The sequence below is a fragment of the Planktotalea sp. genome (genome assembly GCF_965659345.1).
In the GTDB taxonomy this organism is placed as follows: Bacteria; Pseudomonadota; Alphaproteobacteria; order Rhodobacterales; family Rhodobacteraceae; genus Planktotalea.
Genome location: NZ_CBFHVK010000013.1, coordinates 49,378 through 62,884 on the forward strand (window position 1 = coordinate 49,378; position 13,507 = coordinate 62,884).

At 52.7% G+C, this 13,507-nt stretch carries 18 protein-coding genes; 9 read left to right on the forward strand and 9 right to left on the reverse strand.

Features of this window, described 5'->3' with window-relative positions; translation table 11 throughout:
• Positions 1–91: 91 nt before the first annotated feature.
• The 5 genes from ACTG3Z_RS11920 to ACTG3Z_RS11940 all read right to left on the reverse strand — a co-directional run bounded on the left by ACTG3Z_RS11920 (position 92) and on the right by ACTG3Z_RS11940 (position 5,904).
• Positions 92–601: a DUF3035 domain-containing protein gene (locus ACTG3Z_RS11920; RefSeq protein ID WP_439143293.1), complete on the reverse strand. Its 510-nt coding sequence runs from the start codon at positions 599–601 to the stop codon at positions 92–94.
• Positions 602–686: 85 nt separating this feature from the next.
• Positions 687–1,172 carry a signal peptidase II gene (gene lspA / locus ACTG3Z_RS11925; RefSeq protein ID WP_439143294.1) on the reverse strand — a complete coding sequence of 162 codons (486 nt, stop codon included), beginning with the start codon at positions 1,170–1,172 and terminating at the stop codon, positions 687–689.
• Between the two features lie 22 nt (positions 1,173–1,194).
• Positions 1,195–2,784 carry a bifunctional phosphoribosylaminoimidazolecarboxamide formyltransferase/IMP cyclohydrolase gene (purH, locus tag ACTG3Z_RS11930; RefSeq protein WP_439143295.1) on the reverse strand — a complete coding sequence of 530 codons (1,590 nt, stop codon included), beginning with the start codon at positions 2,782–2,784 and terminating at the stop codon, positions 1,195–1,197.
• Between the two features lie 18 nt (positions 2,785–2,802).
• Complete coding sequence (locus tag ACTG3Z_RS11935; protein ID WP_439143296.1) at positions 2,803–4,545, reverse strand: heparinase II/III family protein; 1,743 nt, start codon at positions 4,543–4,545, stop codon at positions 2,803–2,805.
• 87 nt (positions 4,546–4,632) lie between these two features.
• Positions 4,633–5,904, reverse strand: coding sequence for an RsmB/NOP family class I SAM-dependent RNA methyltransferase (locus ACTG3Z_RS11940; RefSeq protein ID WP_439143297.1), 1,272 nt, complete (start codon positions 5,902–5,904; stop codon positions 4,633–4,635).
• 79 nt (positions 5,905–5,983) lie between these two features.
• Here ACTG3Z_RS11940 and ACTG3Z_RS11945 point away from each other — a divergent pair, with 79 nt between their 5' ends.
• Positions 5,984–6,163 carry a DUF1674 domain-containing protein gene (locus ACTG3Z_RS11945; RefSeq protein WP_439143298.1) on the forward strand — a complete coding sequence of 60 codons (180 nt, stop codon included), beginning with the start codon at positions 5,984–5,986 and terminating at the stop codon, positions 6,161–6,163.
• Positions 6,164–6,167: 4 nt separating this feature from the next.
• On the opposite strand, the gene ACTG3Z_RS11950 is transcribed toward ACTG3Z_RS11945, so the two are convergent.
• Together ACTG3Z_RS11950 and dapB are read right to left on the reverse strand one after the other, a co-directional pair.
• A complete protein-coding gene (locus tag ACTG3Z_RS11950) occupies positions 6,168–6,518 on the reverse strand; it encodes a dihydrodipicolinate reductase (RefSeq protein ID WP_439143299.1) in 351 nt (116 codons plus the stop codon).
• 113 nt (positions 6,519–6,631) lie between these two features.
• The gene (gene dapB, locus ACTG3Z_RS11955; protein ID WP_439143300.1) at positions 6,632–7,441 is read right to left on the reverse strand and encodes a 4-hydroxy-tetrahydrodipicolinate reductase; all 810 of its coding nucleotides are present in this window, start codon (positions 7,439–7,441) and stop codon (positions 6,632–6,634) included.
• A gap of 83 nt (positions 7,442–7,524) precedes the next feature.
• Here dapB and rbfA point away from each other — a divergent pair, with 83 nt between their 5' ends.
• From rbfA to truB, 3 genes are read left to right on the forward strand one after another with little or no spacing between them, the layout of a single operon-like run.
• Positions 7,525–7,947, forward strand: a complete 423-nt coding sequence (gene rbfA / locus ACTG3Z_RS11960; RefSeq protein WP_439143301.1) for a 30S ribosome-binding factor RbfA — start codon at positions 7,525–7,527, stop codon at positions 7,945–7,947.
• Positions 7,944–8,681 (forward strand): phosphodiester glycosidase family protein, encoded by a 738-nt coding sequence (locus ACTG3Z_RS11965; RefSeq protein WP_439143302.1) that lies wholly within the window; start codon positions 7,944–7,946, stop codon positions 8,679–8,681. Before rbfA ends, ACTG3Z_RS11965 begins: the two co-directional genes overlap by 4 nt.
• A gap of 59 nt (positions 8,682–8,740) precedes the next feature.
• Positions 8,741–9,655, forward strand: coding sequence for a tRNA pseudouridine(55) synthase TruB (gene truB, locus ACTG3Z_RS11970; protein ID WP_439143303.1), 915 nt, complete (start codon positions 8,741–8,743; stop codon positions 9,653–9,655).
• On the opposite strand, the gene ACTG3Z_RS11975 is transcribed toward truB, so the two are convergent.
• A complete protein-coding gene (locus tag ACTG3Z_RS11975; protein ID WP_439143304.1) occupies positions 9,652–10,020 on the reverse strand; it encodes a VOC family protein in 369 nt (122 codons plus the stop codon). The two genes, truB and ACTG3Z_RS11975, sit on opposite strands and share 4 nt — an antisense overlap.
• Positions 10,021–10,094: 74 nt before the next feature.
• Between ACTG3Z_RS11975 and ACTG3Z_RS11980 the strand changes: the two genes are divergently transcribed.
• The 5 genes from ACTG3Z_RS11980 to ACTG3Z_RS12000 all read left to right on the forward strand — a co-directional run bounded on the left by ACTG3Z_RS11980 (position 10,095) and on the right by ACTG3Z_RS12000 (position 13,060).
• Positions 10,095–10,616 (forward strand): DUF1643 domain-containing protein, encoded by a 522-nt coding sequence (locus ACTG3Z_RS11980; RefSeq protein ID WP_439143305.1) that lies wholly within the window; start codon positions 10,095–10,097, stop codon positions 10,614–10,616.
• A complete protein-coding gene (locus ACTG3Z_RS11985; protein WP_375265952.1) occupies positions 10,606–10,890 on the forward strand; it encodes a DUF5665 domain-containing protein in 285 nt (94 codons plus the stop codon). Before ACTG3Z_RS11980 ends, ACTG3Z_RS11985 begins: the two co-directional genes overlap by 11 nt.
• Positions 10,891–10,967: 77 nt before the next feature.
• Positions 10,968–11,948, forward strand: coding sequence for a calcium-binding protein (locus ACTG3Z_RS11990; protein WP_439143306.1), 981 nt, complete (start codon positions 10,968–10,970; stop codon positions 11,946–11,948).
• 142 nt (positions 11,949–12,090) lie between these two features.
• Positions 12,091–12,360, forward strand: coding sequence for a 30S ribosomal protein S15 (rpsO, locus tag ACTG3Z_RS11995; protein WP_072628768.1), 270 nt, complete (start codon positions 12,091–12,093; stop codon positions 12,358–12,360).
• 94 nt (positions 12,361–12,454) lie between these two features.
• The gene (locus tag ACTG3Z_RS12000; protein ID WP_439143307.1) at positions 12,455–13,060 is read left to right on the forward strand and encodes a DUF6434 domain-containing protein; all 606 of its coding nucleotides are present in this window, start codon (positions 12,455–12,457) and stop codon (positions 13,058–13,060) included.
• Here the strand turns inward: ACTG3Z_RS12000 and ACTG3Z_RS12005 are convergent.
• A complete protein-coding gene (locus tag ACTG3Z_RS12005) occupies positions 13,053–13,418 on the reverse strand; it encodes a bleomycin resistance protein (RefSeq protein ID WP_439143308.1) in 366 nt (121 codons plus the stop codon). The two genes, ACTG3Z_RS12000 and ACTG3Z_RS12005, sit on opposite strands and share 8 nt — an antisense overlap.
• Between the last annotated feature and the right edge of the window lie 89 nt (positions 13,419–13,507).

A 13,507-nucleotide genomic window follows, 5' to 3' on the forward strand; every position in this document is an offset into this window, starting at 1 on the left:
TACTCCTTACGCAGGATAAATAGGGTGTCTGCTCACTACCTACGTTCGCGCAGTCGCGTTTCAAGCGCGCTGACAGCTTCGTGAGAGCGATTTAGTTTGCAGGGGGAACTGTCGGCGTAATGCGGCCTGTGCGACGTGCCTTGATAAGCGCGTCACGCGCGTCAAGCTTCTCGCGCTTATAAACGCTGCCGTATCGGTCCGTTCTGAACAAGCGAATGTTTGAGAAACGTCCACGTTGCTTACGGAACTTGGCGTCCTCAGCGGCAGTCTTTTCACGAATGTTTGGCGTGACGCCATAGCGCGACGCACTTGCAACCAAAGCCGCATCGTTTCGCGCAACCCCTTGCGCATCAAGCAATGAAGGGCGTCCACCTAACGCAAGCACCGCGTCTTTTTTTGGTGTTGCGTCACTTAGATTGGCTTGGCCTGGGGTCGGCGTTGGCAATGTTGTAAAGTTATCTGGGGTCTCGAGCGGTTTGTTTGGAATAATGTCAAATTCCTCTGGACCCGCTGCCGGATCAGACAAATCGCGCAGCTTTACTTCACCGCATGCTGAAAGCCCGAGGGCCAAAATCAAGATCAAACTGCTCGCCGGTCGCATGGTTCACTCCGCTCCGTTCGCCGTGGTTTTAACCTATTGTTAAAGCCACGTCACCTAGGCTTTTCACATCACTGCAAAAGCCCGCCTATGCTTCTGGTTCTGGGTCTTCTTTGCTATCGCCAGCAAAAATCACCATTCCCAAAGCCCCCGCAAAAATTGCTATGTCAGCAACGTTAAAGGAGAACGGGTTGCTAAAACCACAGCAGCTCATATTAAGAAAATCCGCAACGGCACCGTAGAGAATTCGATCAATGATGTTGCCCAGCGCACCACCAATTAGAATGCCAGCACTAATCAAACCAATCTTTCCGAACTCTTCTTTGCGAAGCCAATAAAGCACGAATGCAACAATCATGATCGCGATGCCAATCAAGATCCAACGCGTTTGATCACTATCGCCGGAAAACAGACCAAAGTTTATACCATAATTCCACGCCATGCGCAGGTTCAACAAAGGCGGTAACACATCAATGCTACCTACTTCGCGCAGGTTCATCCAATGAACCACGAGGTATTTGCTCGCTTGATCCGCGAGAAACACCCAAAAGCCTGCCCAAAATACCAGACGCATCTGCGTCCTCCCTTAACGTTTCTTAATGGCGGAAATGGCGCATACCTGTAAACACCATCGCCAAGCCAGCCTCATCCGCGGCTGCAATCACTTCATCATCGCGCATAGACCCTCCAGGTTGTATAACACAAGAGGCACCAGCAGCTGCCGCTTCCATTAAACCGTCGGCAAATGGGAAAAATGCATCCGATGCGACAGCTGATCCAACACTCAAAGGTGTCTCAAGTCCAAGAACTTCTGCCATACGCTCTGCCTTTTTCGCCGCGATCAAAGCGCTATCCAGACGGTTCATCTGGCCTGCACCAACACCAACGGTTGCGCCATCTTTTACATAGACAATCGCATTTGATTTCACGTGCTTGCCAACTTTCCAAGCAAACAAAAGATCGCGCATCTGCTCTTCTGTCGGTGCGAGCTTGGTCACGACCTTCAAATCATCCATGCCAACAAAACCGACGTCTTTGTCTTGCACCAACATGCCACCCGCGACTTGGCGATAGGTGAGACCACCAGCACGATTGTCAGGCAAACCATCGGTTGTCAGCAGTCGCAGGTTCTTCTTCGCCGCAAACACTTCGCGCGCGGCATCAGAGGCACCGGGCGCGATCACAACTTCGGTAAAGATGCCAACTATCTCTTTCGCAGTTTCCTCATCAAGTGGCTGGTTCAGCGCAACAATGCCACCAAATGCAGAGGTGCGATCGCAATCAAAGGCGCTTTTGTAAGCTTCGATCAATGATCTGCCTAGCGCCACACCACATGGATTCGCATGTTTGATAATCGCACAAGCCGCACCATCCGCTGGATCAAACTCAGCGACCAATTCAAACGCGGCATCCGTGTCGTTGATATTGTTATAGCTTAGCTCTTTGCCCTGATGTTGCACAGCTGTCGCCACGCCGGCACGCTCTGTTCCATCGGTGTAGAACGCCGCTGTTTGATGCGGGTTCTCACCGTAGCGCAATGTCTGCGACAACGTTCCGGCGAAAGCACGACGGCGTGGAGCAGTTTCGCCCAGCGCATCTGCCATCCAAGTTGACACAGCCGCATCATAAGCACCTGTGCGCGCGTAAGCAGTCTGCGCCAGCTTTTGACGAAACGCATAGGATGTCTGCCCGTCATTGGCATCCAATTCGGCCAAGAGCGCATCATAATCTTCAACATCCACAACCACGCTCACAAACTGATGGTTCTTTGCCGCCGCGCGGATCATCGCAGGGCCGCCGATGTCGATGTTCTCGATGCACGTCTCGTAGTCGCCGCCTTTGGCAACTGTTTCTTCGAACGGATAAAGGTTCACAACCAACAAATCGATTGCGCCGATGTTATGCTCATCCATCGCGGCGACATGCGCGTCATTGTCGCGAAGCGCGAGCAATCCGCCATGAACCGCAGGGTGCAACGTCTTCACACGCCCATCCATCATTTCTGGATATCCGGTCACATCCGCAACATCACGCACGTCCAGCCCGGCGTCGCGCAGCGCTTTCGCACTGCCGCCGGTTGAAAGCAGTTCGACACCGCGTGCGGACAGCGACTTTCCCAGCTCGATCAGCCCCGTTTTGTCAGACACAGAAAGCAAAGCGCGGCGGATGGGGGAAAGGTCAGTCATGAGATCATCGTCCTAGAGTCAAAATTGCAGTTCGTTGTCCGGCACAAGATCGCGCACTCCTACCGCAGTATCTTGCGTTTTAGACAGCGACCACCGAATACGCGTCGCATAGTCTAAAGCGCGGCCAGTTAAAACAATCTGTTTTGTCGCGCGCGGCTGTAGACGCCCTTTTTCCAAATAAACGCTCGGCTCAAGGCTCAATTTGGCGACGCCATCATGACGGAACACCCAAAGTTCACCGCTTTTTTGCGCAATAGACACGGCTGTCTCGCCCATATCGAGCGCTGCATCGACCTCTGGATGCAAATGAAAGCGGATCGAAAAGGGTAAACCTTGCAAGCTTACCTCGTCCATTTTCGCATCAAAGCGCTTTTTGGCGACATCCTCCATCGCAAGAAGCATGTCTTCACCCGCAAGACCACGACCATTAAACGTCAGCTCCAAAGTACGCGCGTGGGTCAAGCCATGCGTCATATCATAGCCGTCATGCCCTGCTTGCAAACGCATGCCATCAGGGGCTTCACTGATCTGAACAGGGACGTGTTTGGGACTATCGACCAACAGTTCTAATTGGCGCTTTTTGCTACCTGATGCTGCAAAACGCGCGCTAGAATAGCCATCCATCGAAAGCACTGAATGCGACTGTGACGCGCGCCCAGCGCGGCGCCAATCTTCACCAAAGACTTTGCCAGAACCACAATTCACAATCAAAGGACGCCGTCCTGACGTAAGCTCGAACGCGAGTGTGGAGGCGTGCGCGTTGTGCGACGCAACGCCTTTGGGCGGTTCGCTCGCATCGACAACCAAACTGGTGCGTCCGCCTGAAAGCCGCGCAAATCCCATAGACAAGCCATCAGGAACCGCGTGCCGAACTTCAGAATTGGACAGAGCTTGATCCAAACGACCGTCAACGCCCCGCCCACCACCATGAAAGCGCGCGAGACTTCCATCTGCATGGCGCAACGTACGCAGCGTTGGTGCGATACGCTCAATTGCGTCCAGATGCTCTTGTGGCGGCACGATCCCCGATTCACGCAGGCTCACAGCAGCCCAAGTTATAAGGGTAAACACATCCAGCAATTCTTCGGGATTACGCGTTGAAATCCCACCCTCAGCATCAATTTGTTCAGCGCAGGCGCGAGCCAAAGCTTTGACTGCGGGGTTCACATGCGCTTCCATGCCACTCAATGACAGGCCTGCGTAAATCATTCCGGTCAACGCTTCAAAGCGCGCTAGGCCCGGTTCTGTCTTGTGCCAACGGCGCGATAGAAATGTCGTTTGTTGGGTCAGCGAGCGATAAAATGCTTTAGAGGATTCACTATCCTGAGAGCGCAACAAGAACAGGGCATGGTTAATCCAGCGGATCAAGCGACGACCTGTTAACGCAGGCGTCCATCCCGGGCCTTTGCCCCGACCATAGGCGTCTATCCAGCCCCAAACCCATGCTTGCGCCGTCTCACGTGCGGCCAAATCACCCACAGCGGCTAAGTCGTCGAGCCAACTAAAGCCATGCGCTTCTTCTGCAAATGCCGCATCAGGCGCTGGGATATCCCAAAGGTTGGTTTTTGGGGCCTCAACCAGATGACCTGCAAACATGATGTTTCCAGCGCTCAGCTGGCGTCCCTTGGCAAAACTTCCAATGGTCCGAGGTTCAGGTTGCGACACAAAGCCAGTCGCCGCCGTTTGGCGGGTCACAAGCCGCGCATGAACGCGGTGCATCGTACGGGTCGCCCGCACTGACCATTTACTCGCTATAGACATCTGCTCTGCCTTATACGCTCTTTTGGCGCGTTAATTGGTCAGAGCATACCGCGAGATACTGTCAGAGTCATCGTCGAAAATTCAGCGCTAAGCTGGTTTGCGTAACAGTGCGATATAAAATCCATCCATGCCGCCCTGCTCAGCCCAATAATCTGGCCGCAGACGAAGCCCACCTTCTTGAGTGATCCAGTCAGGATCAACGCCCTCAATCGTTAACGCATCGCGATCAATTTCCAATTCAGGATGCGCTTCAAGAAGGTCTTCAACCTGACATTCACCCTCATCTGGGAGCAAAGAGCATGTACAGAAAAGCAGCCGACCACCGGGCTTTAACAGTGTTACTGCATGAGCCAGCATCTGGGCTTGCAGTTCAATCAACCCGCCAAAGTCAGACCCATCTTTAACCAATGGCAAATCAGGATGCCGCCGAATCGTGCCTGTCGCAGAACAAGGCGCATCGAGCAACACGGCGTCATATTCACCACTCGTCTCCAAAGCATCACCAACGACCAGTTCTGCGTCGAGTTTTGCACGCTCCAAATTCTCGCGAACGCGCTGCATACGTCGCTCTGAGGTATCAACCCCTGTCACTGTTGCACCGCTCGCCGCGATTTGCATCGTTTTCCCACCGGGGGCGCAGCAAAGATCAATGATCTTTTCGCCGCTCTTGGGTTTTAGGATTTCAACAGGCAACGCAGCAGCCGCGTCCTGCACCCACCAATCACCCGCGTCGTATCCAGTTAGTGCAGACACTTGAACAGCGCCATCTATTCGCACAGATCCGGTAGCCGTAAGCGTACCGCCCACAGCCTCCGCCAGAGCGGCACCATCGTGTTTTGGTGTTAGATCCAATGGTGCGCCCTCGAAGTGCACGCGTTCAATTGCGCCTACATTCTCAGAGCCATAGGCTTGCGAAAGCGGCGCACGCAGCCACTTTGGCAGCCGTGGCACACGCAATTTCGCCCATTCTTCTGGCCCTTTGTCCACGACTTTACGCAAAACCGCGTTTGTCAGGCCTTTCATTTTTTCTGTGCGCTTGTTGGCTCCGACACTGCTGACCGCGTCATTCACAACACCATGCGCCGCGCCACCGGTACAAAGCTCATAGGTCGCAATTCTTAGTACATTGTGGACCGCCAAGGGGGGTGGTTTGCGCAAGAACGGCTTCATGATGCGATCTACGCGCTCCAAGGAACGCAACGTCTCTGTCGCCAACCTTTGGGCACGCGCACGATCATCATAATCAAGCTTTTGCATATAGGCTGCGCCCAACGCTTCAGAGAGCATCACCTGCTCGCCTAGAACTTGTCCAAGCAATCCAGCCGCCGCTCGCCGCGCTGCTACACCATTATCTGCCATTGCTTGCCCTTTGCGCTGCTTGCCGATCCTGCTTGGCGGCGTATATCAAGGGTATATCCCTATGGAAAGGAGCGCTCACATGTCCGAAGATGTTAGTAAAGATCTGCCACCCGCTGCCCAGCGCGCATTGGCTGAAGCGGAAGAGCGTCGTAAAAACGCAAAGGCCCTAGATCTTGCGCCTGAACTAGGAGGTCGCAACGGGCCAGAGCCTGTACGCTATGGAGACTGGGAGAAAAAAGGGATCGCGATCGATTTCTAGACGTTTAGCGGAGTCTGAACTCGGCAGAGTCGCCAGTGCCTTGATCTGACGTGAAGCGTACCTTACCATCGGACAATCCAACTTCTTGGCAGTTATAGCCAAGTTCTGTGCCGCCCCAATTCAAGTTCCGACAAAAATAGCCGTTTTCCCACGTCCACTTACCGTTCACATCCCACGTGGCACCGCGCCCTTTGATGCTGCCTGCGGAGGACACTTGAAGCTTCACAAGCGGTCGCGTCAGGGTCTTACCGCTCACCAGCTTCACAAATTCAGCTTTGTCATTGATCTTTGTATAATTCGCCGCAAACGCAGGCGTAGCAATCAAAGCAATCGCAAAAGCGCAAAATCGTAGCATGGTTCGAATCCCCTCTTAGATACCCACTATACGCGAGTTCGCCCTATTCGGATCAAAAAACTCACGTCGGTGGGTGATTATCTAAAGCGGGTTTTTGCCGAATTTAAGGAGAATTAGAGACCAAGGACATCAAGCATATCGTATTCACCGGGTGCTTTACCCTGCCCCCAAAGCGCGGCTTTCAGCGCTCCGCGCGAGAAAACGCGCCGATCCGTGGCCATATGGCGGATCACAATCCGCTCGCCCGCAGCCGCAAAAAGCACATCATGCTCGCCAACAATATCGCCACCGCGAATAGCCGTGAACCCAATATCGCCCCGCTTGCGCGCACCTGTGATTCCATCACGCCCGCTGTCGCGCACATCCTTGAGGTTAACGCCACGACCCTCAGCTGCCGCTTCACCCAACATCAGCGCAGTGCCAGAGGGTGCGTCCACTTTCATGTTGTGATGCGCCTCGATCACTTCAATGTCGAAGTCCTCATCCAGCGCCGCCGCCACCTTTTTCGTCAGCTGCGTCAACAAATTCACGCCAAGGCTCATGTTACCGGCCCGCACAATCGTTGCGTGGCGCGCGGCCGCTTTGAACGCATCTAAATGATGATCCTCAAATCCAGTCGTGCCAATAACATGCACAGCGCGCGCTTGCGCAGCGAGACCCGCAAACGCGACGCTCGCATCCGGAGAAGTAAAATCAATCACCGCTTGGGCCTTGGCAAACACTTCCAAAGGATCGTCCGTCACCAACAAACCAACCTCAGATCCACCCATAGCAACGCCAACATCGCGACCAACCCAATCATGGCCGGGACGTTCCAAAACCCCGACAAGATGCGCCGCGTCACTTTCTTGAATAGTCTTGATCAACATCTGTCCCATACGGCCAGAGGCGCCAGTCACAACAATCCCAGGTGTTTCAGTCATCGTACATTTCCTTATCTCGTTGCTCTCTCTTAACCCGCGCACAGTAGCTTGGCAAAGGCACCGATAGAGCATAAGTGAAGCACATGGCTAAGAAATCTTACTCCAGCGGCTCCGGCCCATCGCAGCGCCAACTTCGAGTTGGTGAATTGATCCGCCGCGGTCTGTCCGAAATCTTGCAACGTGGCGATCTGCACGACGTTGATCTGAACCGTTTGTCCGTAACAATCGGCGAGGTGCGCGTCTCTCCAGATTTGCGCGTCGCAACAGTCTACGCACTCCCGCTTGGTGGTGAAGGCAAGGATGACGTGATCCAATTGCTCGCCAAGAACAAGGGGGAGCTGCGCCATCTGATCAACAAAAAGCTTGCTCTTAAGCATTCGCCAGACATGCGCTTTCGCTTGGATGAAACCTTTGACAAGATGGACGAGACACGCCGCATGTTTGAGCAAGAACATGTGCGCAAAGATATCGAGCGCGCGTCCGAGCGTGACGACGAGGAAGAATGAAGCACTGGCTCTGCGCCCTTTTGATCTGTCTCGCGGCACCGTTGGCCGCAGCAGAATGTCGCGAGCAAACCTATCAAGACAATCGCTTTGTCGTTTGCGATGTGGACCTCACCAGCGAGGATCTGCGGCTTTTTCTCAAAGATGACGCGGGCGAAGTGCTTGGCTACTTTTCTTCTGTGAACGCACAGCTCAAACAAAGTGGCGAAAAGCTCAGCTTTGCGATGAACGCTGGTATGTATCATGAAGATCGCGCGCCTGTTGGTCTTTATCTTGAGAATGGCGCGCAAGAACAGCGCATCATCACATCAGATGGTCCCGGTAATTTTGGGCTGCTTCCCAATGGCGTGTTTTGCATCGGTGAAAACCGCGCAGATGTCATTGAAGCCCGCAAATTCGCGCGCCGCGCGCCAGAATGCACATACGCCAGCCAATCTGGCCCTATGCTCGTGATCGACGGTGCGCTGCACCCGCGTTTCCTGATCGACAGCACGTCGCGATATATCCGAAATGGCGTTGGGACAAACAAAGATGGCAGCATCGCTACCTTCGTCATTTCGCGTAACACTGTGACGTTCCACGAGTTTGGTTCCTTTTTTCGCGATGTTCTAAATACGCCGAATGCGCTTTTCTTCGATGGAAATATCTCGCGGCTATATGCGCCTCAAATCGGATCTTCTGGTATTGGCTGGAACAAGCTAGGACCCATCGTTGGAACGGTTATTCCTGCAGAGTAATTGACGGTCGCGCGCGGATTGGCTAGGCGGCGCGCTGAAACACCCCAAAGGACACGCACATGGCACGTAAACGCAAAGGTCGCGATATTTCTGGCTGGATTGTGGTTGATAAACCAGCGGGTATCACTTCCACAGCTGTTGTAAACAAAGTGAAATGGGCGCTCGATGCGAAGAAAGCAGGTCACGCTGGCACGCTTGATCCCGAAGCGACTGGTGTTTTAGCTGTAGCCCTTGGCGAAGCAACAAAAACTGTGCCGTACATTACTGACGCTTTGAAAGCCTACCGTTTCACTGTGCGTTTGGGACAAGCAACGAACACCGATGATGCCGAAGGCGAAATCATTCAAAGCAGTGACACGCGCCCAGAGGATGTAGACATCACCGCAGCCCTCAGTACCTTTATTGGCGACATCCAGCAGGTTCCGCCAAAATTTTCCGCAGTCAAAATCGATGGTCAACGCGCCCATAAACTCGCGCGCGATGGCGAAGATGTCGAACTTTCTGCACGCCCTCTTTGGGTTGAAGGGCTTTTGCTCGTAGATCGCCCCGATGCGGATCACATAGAGCTTGAAATGACATGTGGCAAAGGTGGTTACGTCCGCTCTATCGCGCGTGATCTTGGCGCGGCTTTGGGCTGTTATGGACATGTGTTAAAACTGCGCCGCATCTGGTCAGGCCCCTTTGACGCTGCCGATGGTCTAAGCATGGCTCAGATCAAAGAGCTTGAACGCACACCAGCGCTAGATGATCACATTCAGCCCCTTGAGGTTGGCCTTGATGATTTGACTGAACTGCGGTGCACTGAAGAAGGCGCTACAAAGCTGCGCAACGGTAATCCCGGTATGGTCTTTGCCGCAGAGGGCGTGGAATACGGCGATGAGGCTTGGGCGTCCCTGAATGGTGAAGCCGTTGCAGTTGGTGTTTACAAAGCTGGCGAATTGCACCCATCGCGTGTTTTCGTACGCTCTGCTTAACGGTGTTGATCAATCAAGATAGGATTTCCGTCCGGATCAACAACTATGAAGCTCGCAGGCCCGCTTTCGCCACCTTGTTCATGTTCAATCGTGTGGCCGGCTGAGATCATCTTCGCCTTTATGTTTCGCACGTCCTCAAACGAATCTACTTCGCCCGCTGATTGATCCCATCCAGGATTGAAGGTCAGCATGTTGGCCTCAAACATGCCTTGAAACAAACCGATCAACGTTTCTTCGTTTTTCATGATTGCATATCCATGCTCGACCGTTCCGCCAAAATGCGCAAACCCCAAGTCTTCATAAAATGAAATCGACTTTGATAAGTCGCGGACTGCCAAACTGACAGAAAAAGCCCCTAATTGCATATCATATCCTTTCTGTTGCCTCACATAGCCTAGCACAGATTTGCACGCTCGCACGTTTCAGGCATAACGCGGCTATGATCACGCGAACTCATATCAAAGGCGATGCGCCCTCGACTGCGGTGTATTCCGATTGTGAACGTTACCGCTATTCGCTCAGCCGTGTTTGGGACACGGCTGGCAAGCATGTCTGTTTTGTTATGCTCAACCCCTCCACCGCGACAGAAGTTCAAAATGATCCAACGGTTGAGCGTTGCGAGCGACGCGCGCGCGCCCTTGGGTTCGGTAGTTTTACGGTGACAAACATCTTTGCATGGCGCGATACGGATCCACGCAAGATGAAAGCTGCCGCTGATCCGATAGGACCTGACAATGACCAGGCGATTCTATCTGCCAGTGCGACAGCAGACCAAATCATCGCAGCTTGGGGCACGCACGGTGCCCATCTTTCGCGCGGCGCAGCAGTTCAGACACTTTTAACAACTCTTGGTAAACCACTTTTTCACCTTGGTCTTAGCAAAGCGGGGCACCCCAAACATCCGCTCTATATCTCTTACACAGAACAACCCCAGATCTGGGAATTGCCAAATGAACAATGACACCGAAGCACGCCTCGACAAGCTCACGGCAGAGCTGGAAACACTGAACAAGCATCGCTTCATCCGCGTGCATAACTCTTTATGGCGGCTCATACTTTTCCAATTCACGCGCGGCTTGGCATTCGGCCTTGGATCCGTTCTTGGTGCGTCTATTTTGGTATCACTGGTTGTGTGGTGGCTTTCTCAGTTCGAGTTCATTCCGATCATCGGTGACTTTGCTAAACAGCTGATTGAATGGATTGAAATTCCCGTTTCAAACGCGCGTGGGCGTTAACTAAAAGTTTTAAATAAGTTTGCTTAAACACACACTGCTTGCGACACATCCGATGGGGCGAGAATTTGAGGTGTGTGATGCTTATTCTGGCAAGTCTTTTGGGAATGTTCGCGATCGGGTCAATGATGTTCTTTGAAACATCAGAGGGCCAGACAACCGATGAAGACGATCCATTTGCGGATGCAACCGCTGCCGAAGTTGACGCAGTGCAGCTCGGCGATGTGACGGATGGACTATTCTCTTTCCTTGATGAAAACGGCGAAACGCAGGTTGAGCCAAATGAAACAACACCCGGTGACGATATGTTATTTGGCACCAACTCTGCGGATCAAATTTTTGGTGATTTGGGCGCTGACAACATCATGGCAGGTGGCGGAGACGATACCATCAGCGGAGGCGCTGGCAGCGATGTGGTTCATGGGAATGGCGGTGCGGACACTCTGAACGGTGATGGCGGTTACGATGCGCTGTTTGGTAATTTGGGCGATGATGCTCTGTATGGCGGCGACGGAAACGACACGCTTAGTGGCAATGGTGATAATGATCAGCTGAATGGTGGCTCCGGCAACGACAGTCTTTATGGCGGCGAAGGGGATGATACCCTTTGGGGCGGTTTAGAGAACGACACGCTGATCGGAAGTTCCGGCAATGACATACTTGATGGTGGGGAAGGTCGCGATCTGCTCAATGGCGGTATTGGAAATGACGCACTGAACGGCTGGGACGCCGATGAACAAAGCGCTGACTATCTAAATGGCGGTGATGGCAATGATACGATTTTCGCAGGTGAAGGGGATCACGTTTCAGGCGGGTTAGGTGCCGATACTTTGGTCCTCAATGGTGATGCGGATGCAAGCGCACAGATTTGGGATTTTGAGGCGAATGAGGATACTTTGGTTCTTTTCCTCGATGCTGCGAATGGCGTGCCTGAAATCAATATTGAGCCAGATGAGCGCGAATTAGGCCAATGGCTGATCCATTCAAATGGCACCGTCTTGGCCACTGTCATGGGCGATGCCCCGACACTTTCGGACATCAGCTTGGTCGAACGCACCTAAACATTGACGTTTTTACTTTCTTTCACGCGCGATCTGACTTAGTTGCGCGTGTCCGACCTCAAAATCGGACGATTCTCCATGGGCCTTGCTGGACGATATCCCGGCCTGCGCCATTCACTCTTATCTCTTAAAGGAGACCCCGATGTCGATTACGCCTGAAGAAAAAGCACGTCTGATGAAAGAGTTCGCCACCAAAGAAGGCGATACAGGATCCCCAGAAGTACAAGTTGCTATCTTGTCCTCGCGCATCGCGACGCTGACAGAGCACTTCAAAACACACAAAAAAGACAACCACGGTCGTCGTGGTCTTTTGAAGATGGTGGCTCTGCGCCGCAAGCTTCTGGACTACACACGTGGCAAAGACGAAGCACGTTACCAAGACCTCATCAAGCGTCTCGGCCTGCGTCGCTAAGCTCGAATTTTATAGAAAATTCACGCACATTGAAGCACCCGTCTTGTTAAAAGGCGGGTGTTTTCTTTTGTGCGGGCCTCGCTATGCTTTGCCAATGACAACACCAAAGAAACCCAAGATTGCGACCATCACGACCGGAGCTGAACTAAAACAATGGTATTGGCTCAAATCTGATCTCATCGCAGAGGCCAAACGACGCGGTCTCAAAACCAGCGGCGCGAAGTTCGATATCCTAAACCGCATCGCTCATTTCTTGGATACGGGTGAAGCCGAGGCTCAGATCCCAAAGCCCCGAATCAAACGCTCAAAGTTTGATTGGCACTGCGAAACGCTCACACCTGAAACGCTTCTCACGAACAGCTACAAGAACACGCAAAATGTGCGCCGTTTCTTCAAAAGCCAACTTGGCGAGGGATTCAAATTTAACATCGAATTCATGGCGTGGTTGAAATCGAATGAGGGCAGGACGCTCGCTGACGCCTGCACAGAATATCGCGCCATGAAACAGCGTGAAGCGGATCCAAATTTCCAATCCAAGATCGCACCTCACAATCAATTCAACCAATACACACGCGATTTTCTTGCGGACAATCCAAACCTTGGCATAGACGATGTGCGCAGGGTTTGGGCACTAAAAATCGCACTTCGTTCAGCAAACGGGCGGCATGTCTATGCGCCTTCAGATCTGAAACTCAACTAGCCGTCTGCCCGAAAAACACCAATGTGCAATCTTCATCCGCGACATGAAATTCGCGTTGGCCATAGTCCTGATCAAAGGGAGCACGCACACGCGCCGGATCAAGCTGCGCCAAGTCGTTCTTCATATGTGCATATAAATTGTCGATGCCATCAACATCGATGTAAAACGACGTCTGGCGTTCTGGGTTTTTGAGATCCACATCCGCATCTACCTGCACCAAACGAATGGCAACATCATCGCGGTATATGAAAGCGTAAAATTCCGTTTCAAACCCAACCTTGAACCCCAAAGAGCCCGTATAAAAAGCAAGCTGCTTGGCCAAAGACGTACAAGGAACAAACGGTGTGATCTGCTTCATGTGCATAAAATATCCTTTCCGTGGTGCCGAACTATTCATCCGAAACATGCTTCTTTCAAGAGAGTTGCGCTGAATTCACGCAGTGATGC

Coding starts and splice junctions, on each gene's coding strand:
- ACTG3Z_RS11980 (WP_439143305.1), top strand. CDS start 10,095: ATGATCACGCGAACTCATATCAAAGGCGATGCGCCCTCGACTGCGGTG.
- rbfA (WP_439143301.1), top strand. CDS start 7,525: ATGGCTAAGAAATCTTACTCCAGCGGCTCCGGCCCATCGCAGCGCCAA.
- lspA (WP_439143294.1), bottom strand. CDS start 1,172: ATGCGTCTGGTATTTTGGGCAGGCTTTTGGGTGTTTCTCGCGGATCAA.
- ACTG3Z_RS11965 (WP_439143302.1), top strand. CDS start 7,944: ATGAAGCACTGGCTCTGCGCCCTTTTGATCTGTCTCGCGGCACCGTTG.
- ACTG3Z_RS12005 (WP_439143308.1), bottom strand. CDS start 13,418: ATGAAGCAGATCACACCGTTTGTTCCTTGTACGTCTTTGGCCAAGCAG.
- ACTG3Z_RS11935 (WP_439143296.1), bottom strand. CDS start 4,545: ATGTCTATAGCGAGTAAATGGTCAGTGCGGGCGACCCGTACGATGCAC.
- purH (WP_439143295.1), bottom strand. CDS start 2,784: ATGACTGACCTTTCCCCCATCCGCCGCGCTTTGCTTTCTGTGTCTGAC.
- rpsO (WP_072628768.1), top strand. CDS start 12,091: ATGTCGATTACGCCTGAAGAAAAAGCACGTCTGATGAAAGAGTTCGCC.
- ACTG3Z_RS12000 (WP_439143307.1), top strand. CDS start 12,455: ATGACAACACCAAAGAAACCCAAGATTGCGACCATCACGACCGGAGCT.
- ACTG3Z_RS11940 (WP_439143297.1), bottom strand. CDS start 5,904: ATGGCAGATAATGGTGTAGCAGCGCGGCGAGCGGCGGCTGGATTGCTT.
- ACTG3Z_RS11950 (WP_439143299.1), bottom strand. CDS start 6,518: ATGCTACGATTTTGCGCTTTTGCGATTGCTTTGATTGCTACGCCTGCG.
- truB (WP_439143303.1), top strand. CDS start 8,741: ATGGCACGTAAACGCAAAGGTCGCGATATTTCTGGCTGGATTGTGGTT.
- ACTG3Z_RS11990 (WP_439143306.1), top strand. CDS start 10,968: ATGCTTATTCTGGCAAGTCTTTTGGGAATGTTCGCGATCGGGTCAATG.
- ACTG3Z_RS11985 (WP_375265952.1), top strand. CDS start 10,606: ATGAACAATGACACCGAAGCACGCCTCGACAAGCTCACGGCAGAGCTG.
- ACTG3Z_RS11945 (WP_439143298.1), top strand. CDS start 5,984: ATGTCCGAAGATGTTAGTAAAGATCTGCCACCCGCTGCCCAGCGCGCA.
- ACTG3Z_RS11975 (WP_439143304.1), bottom strand. CDS start 10,020: ATGCAATTAGGGGCTTTTTCTGTCAGTTTGGCAGTCCGCGACTTATCA.
- dapB (WP_439143300.1), bottom strand. CDS start 7,441: ATGACTGAAACACCTGGGATTGTTGTGACTGGCGCCTCTGGCCGTATG.
- ACTG3Z_RS11920 (WP_439143293.1), bottom strand. CDS start 601: ATGCGACCGGCGAGCAGTTTGATCTTGATTTTGGCCCTCGGGCTTTCA.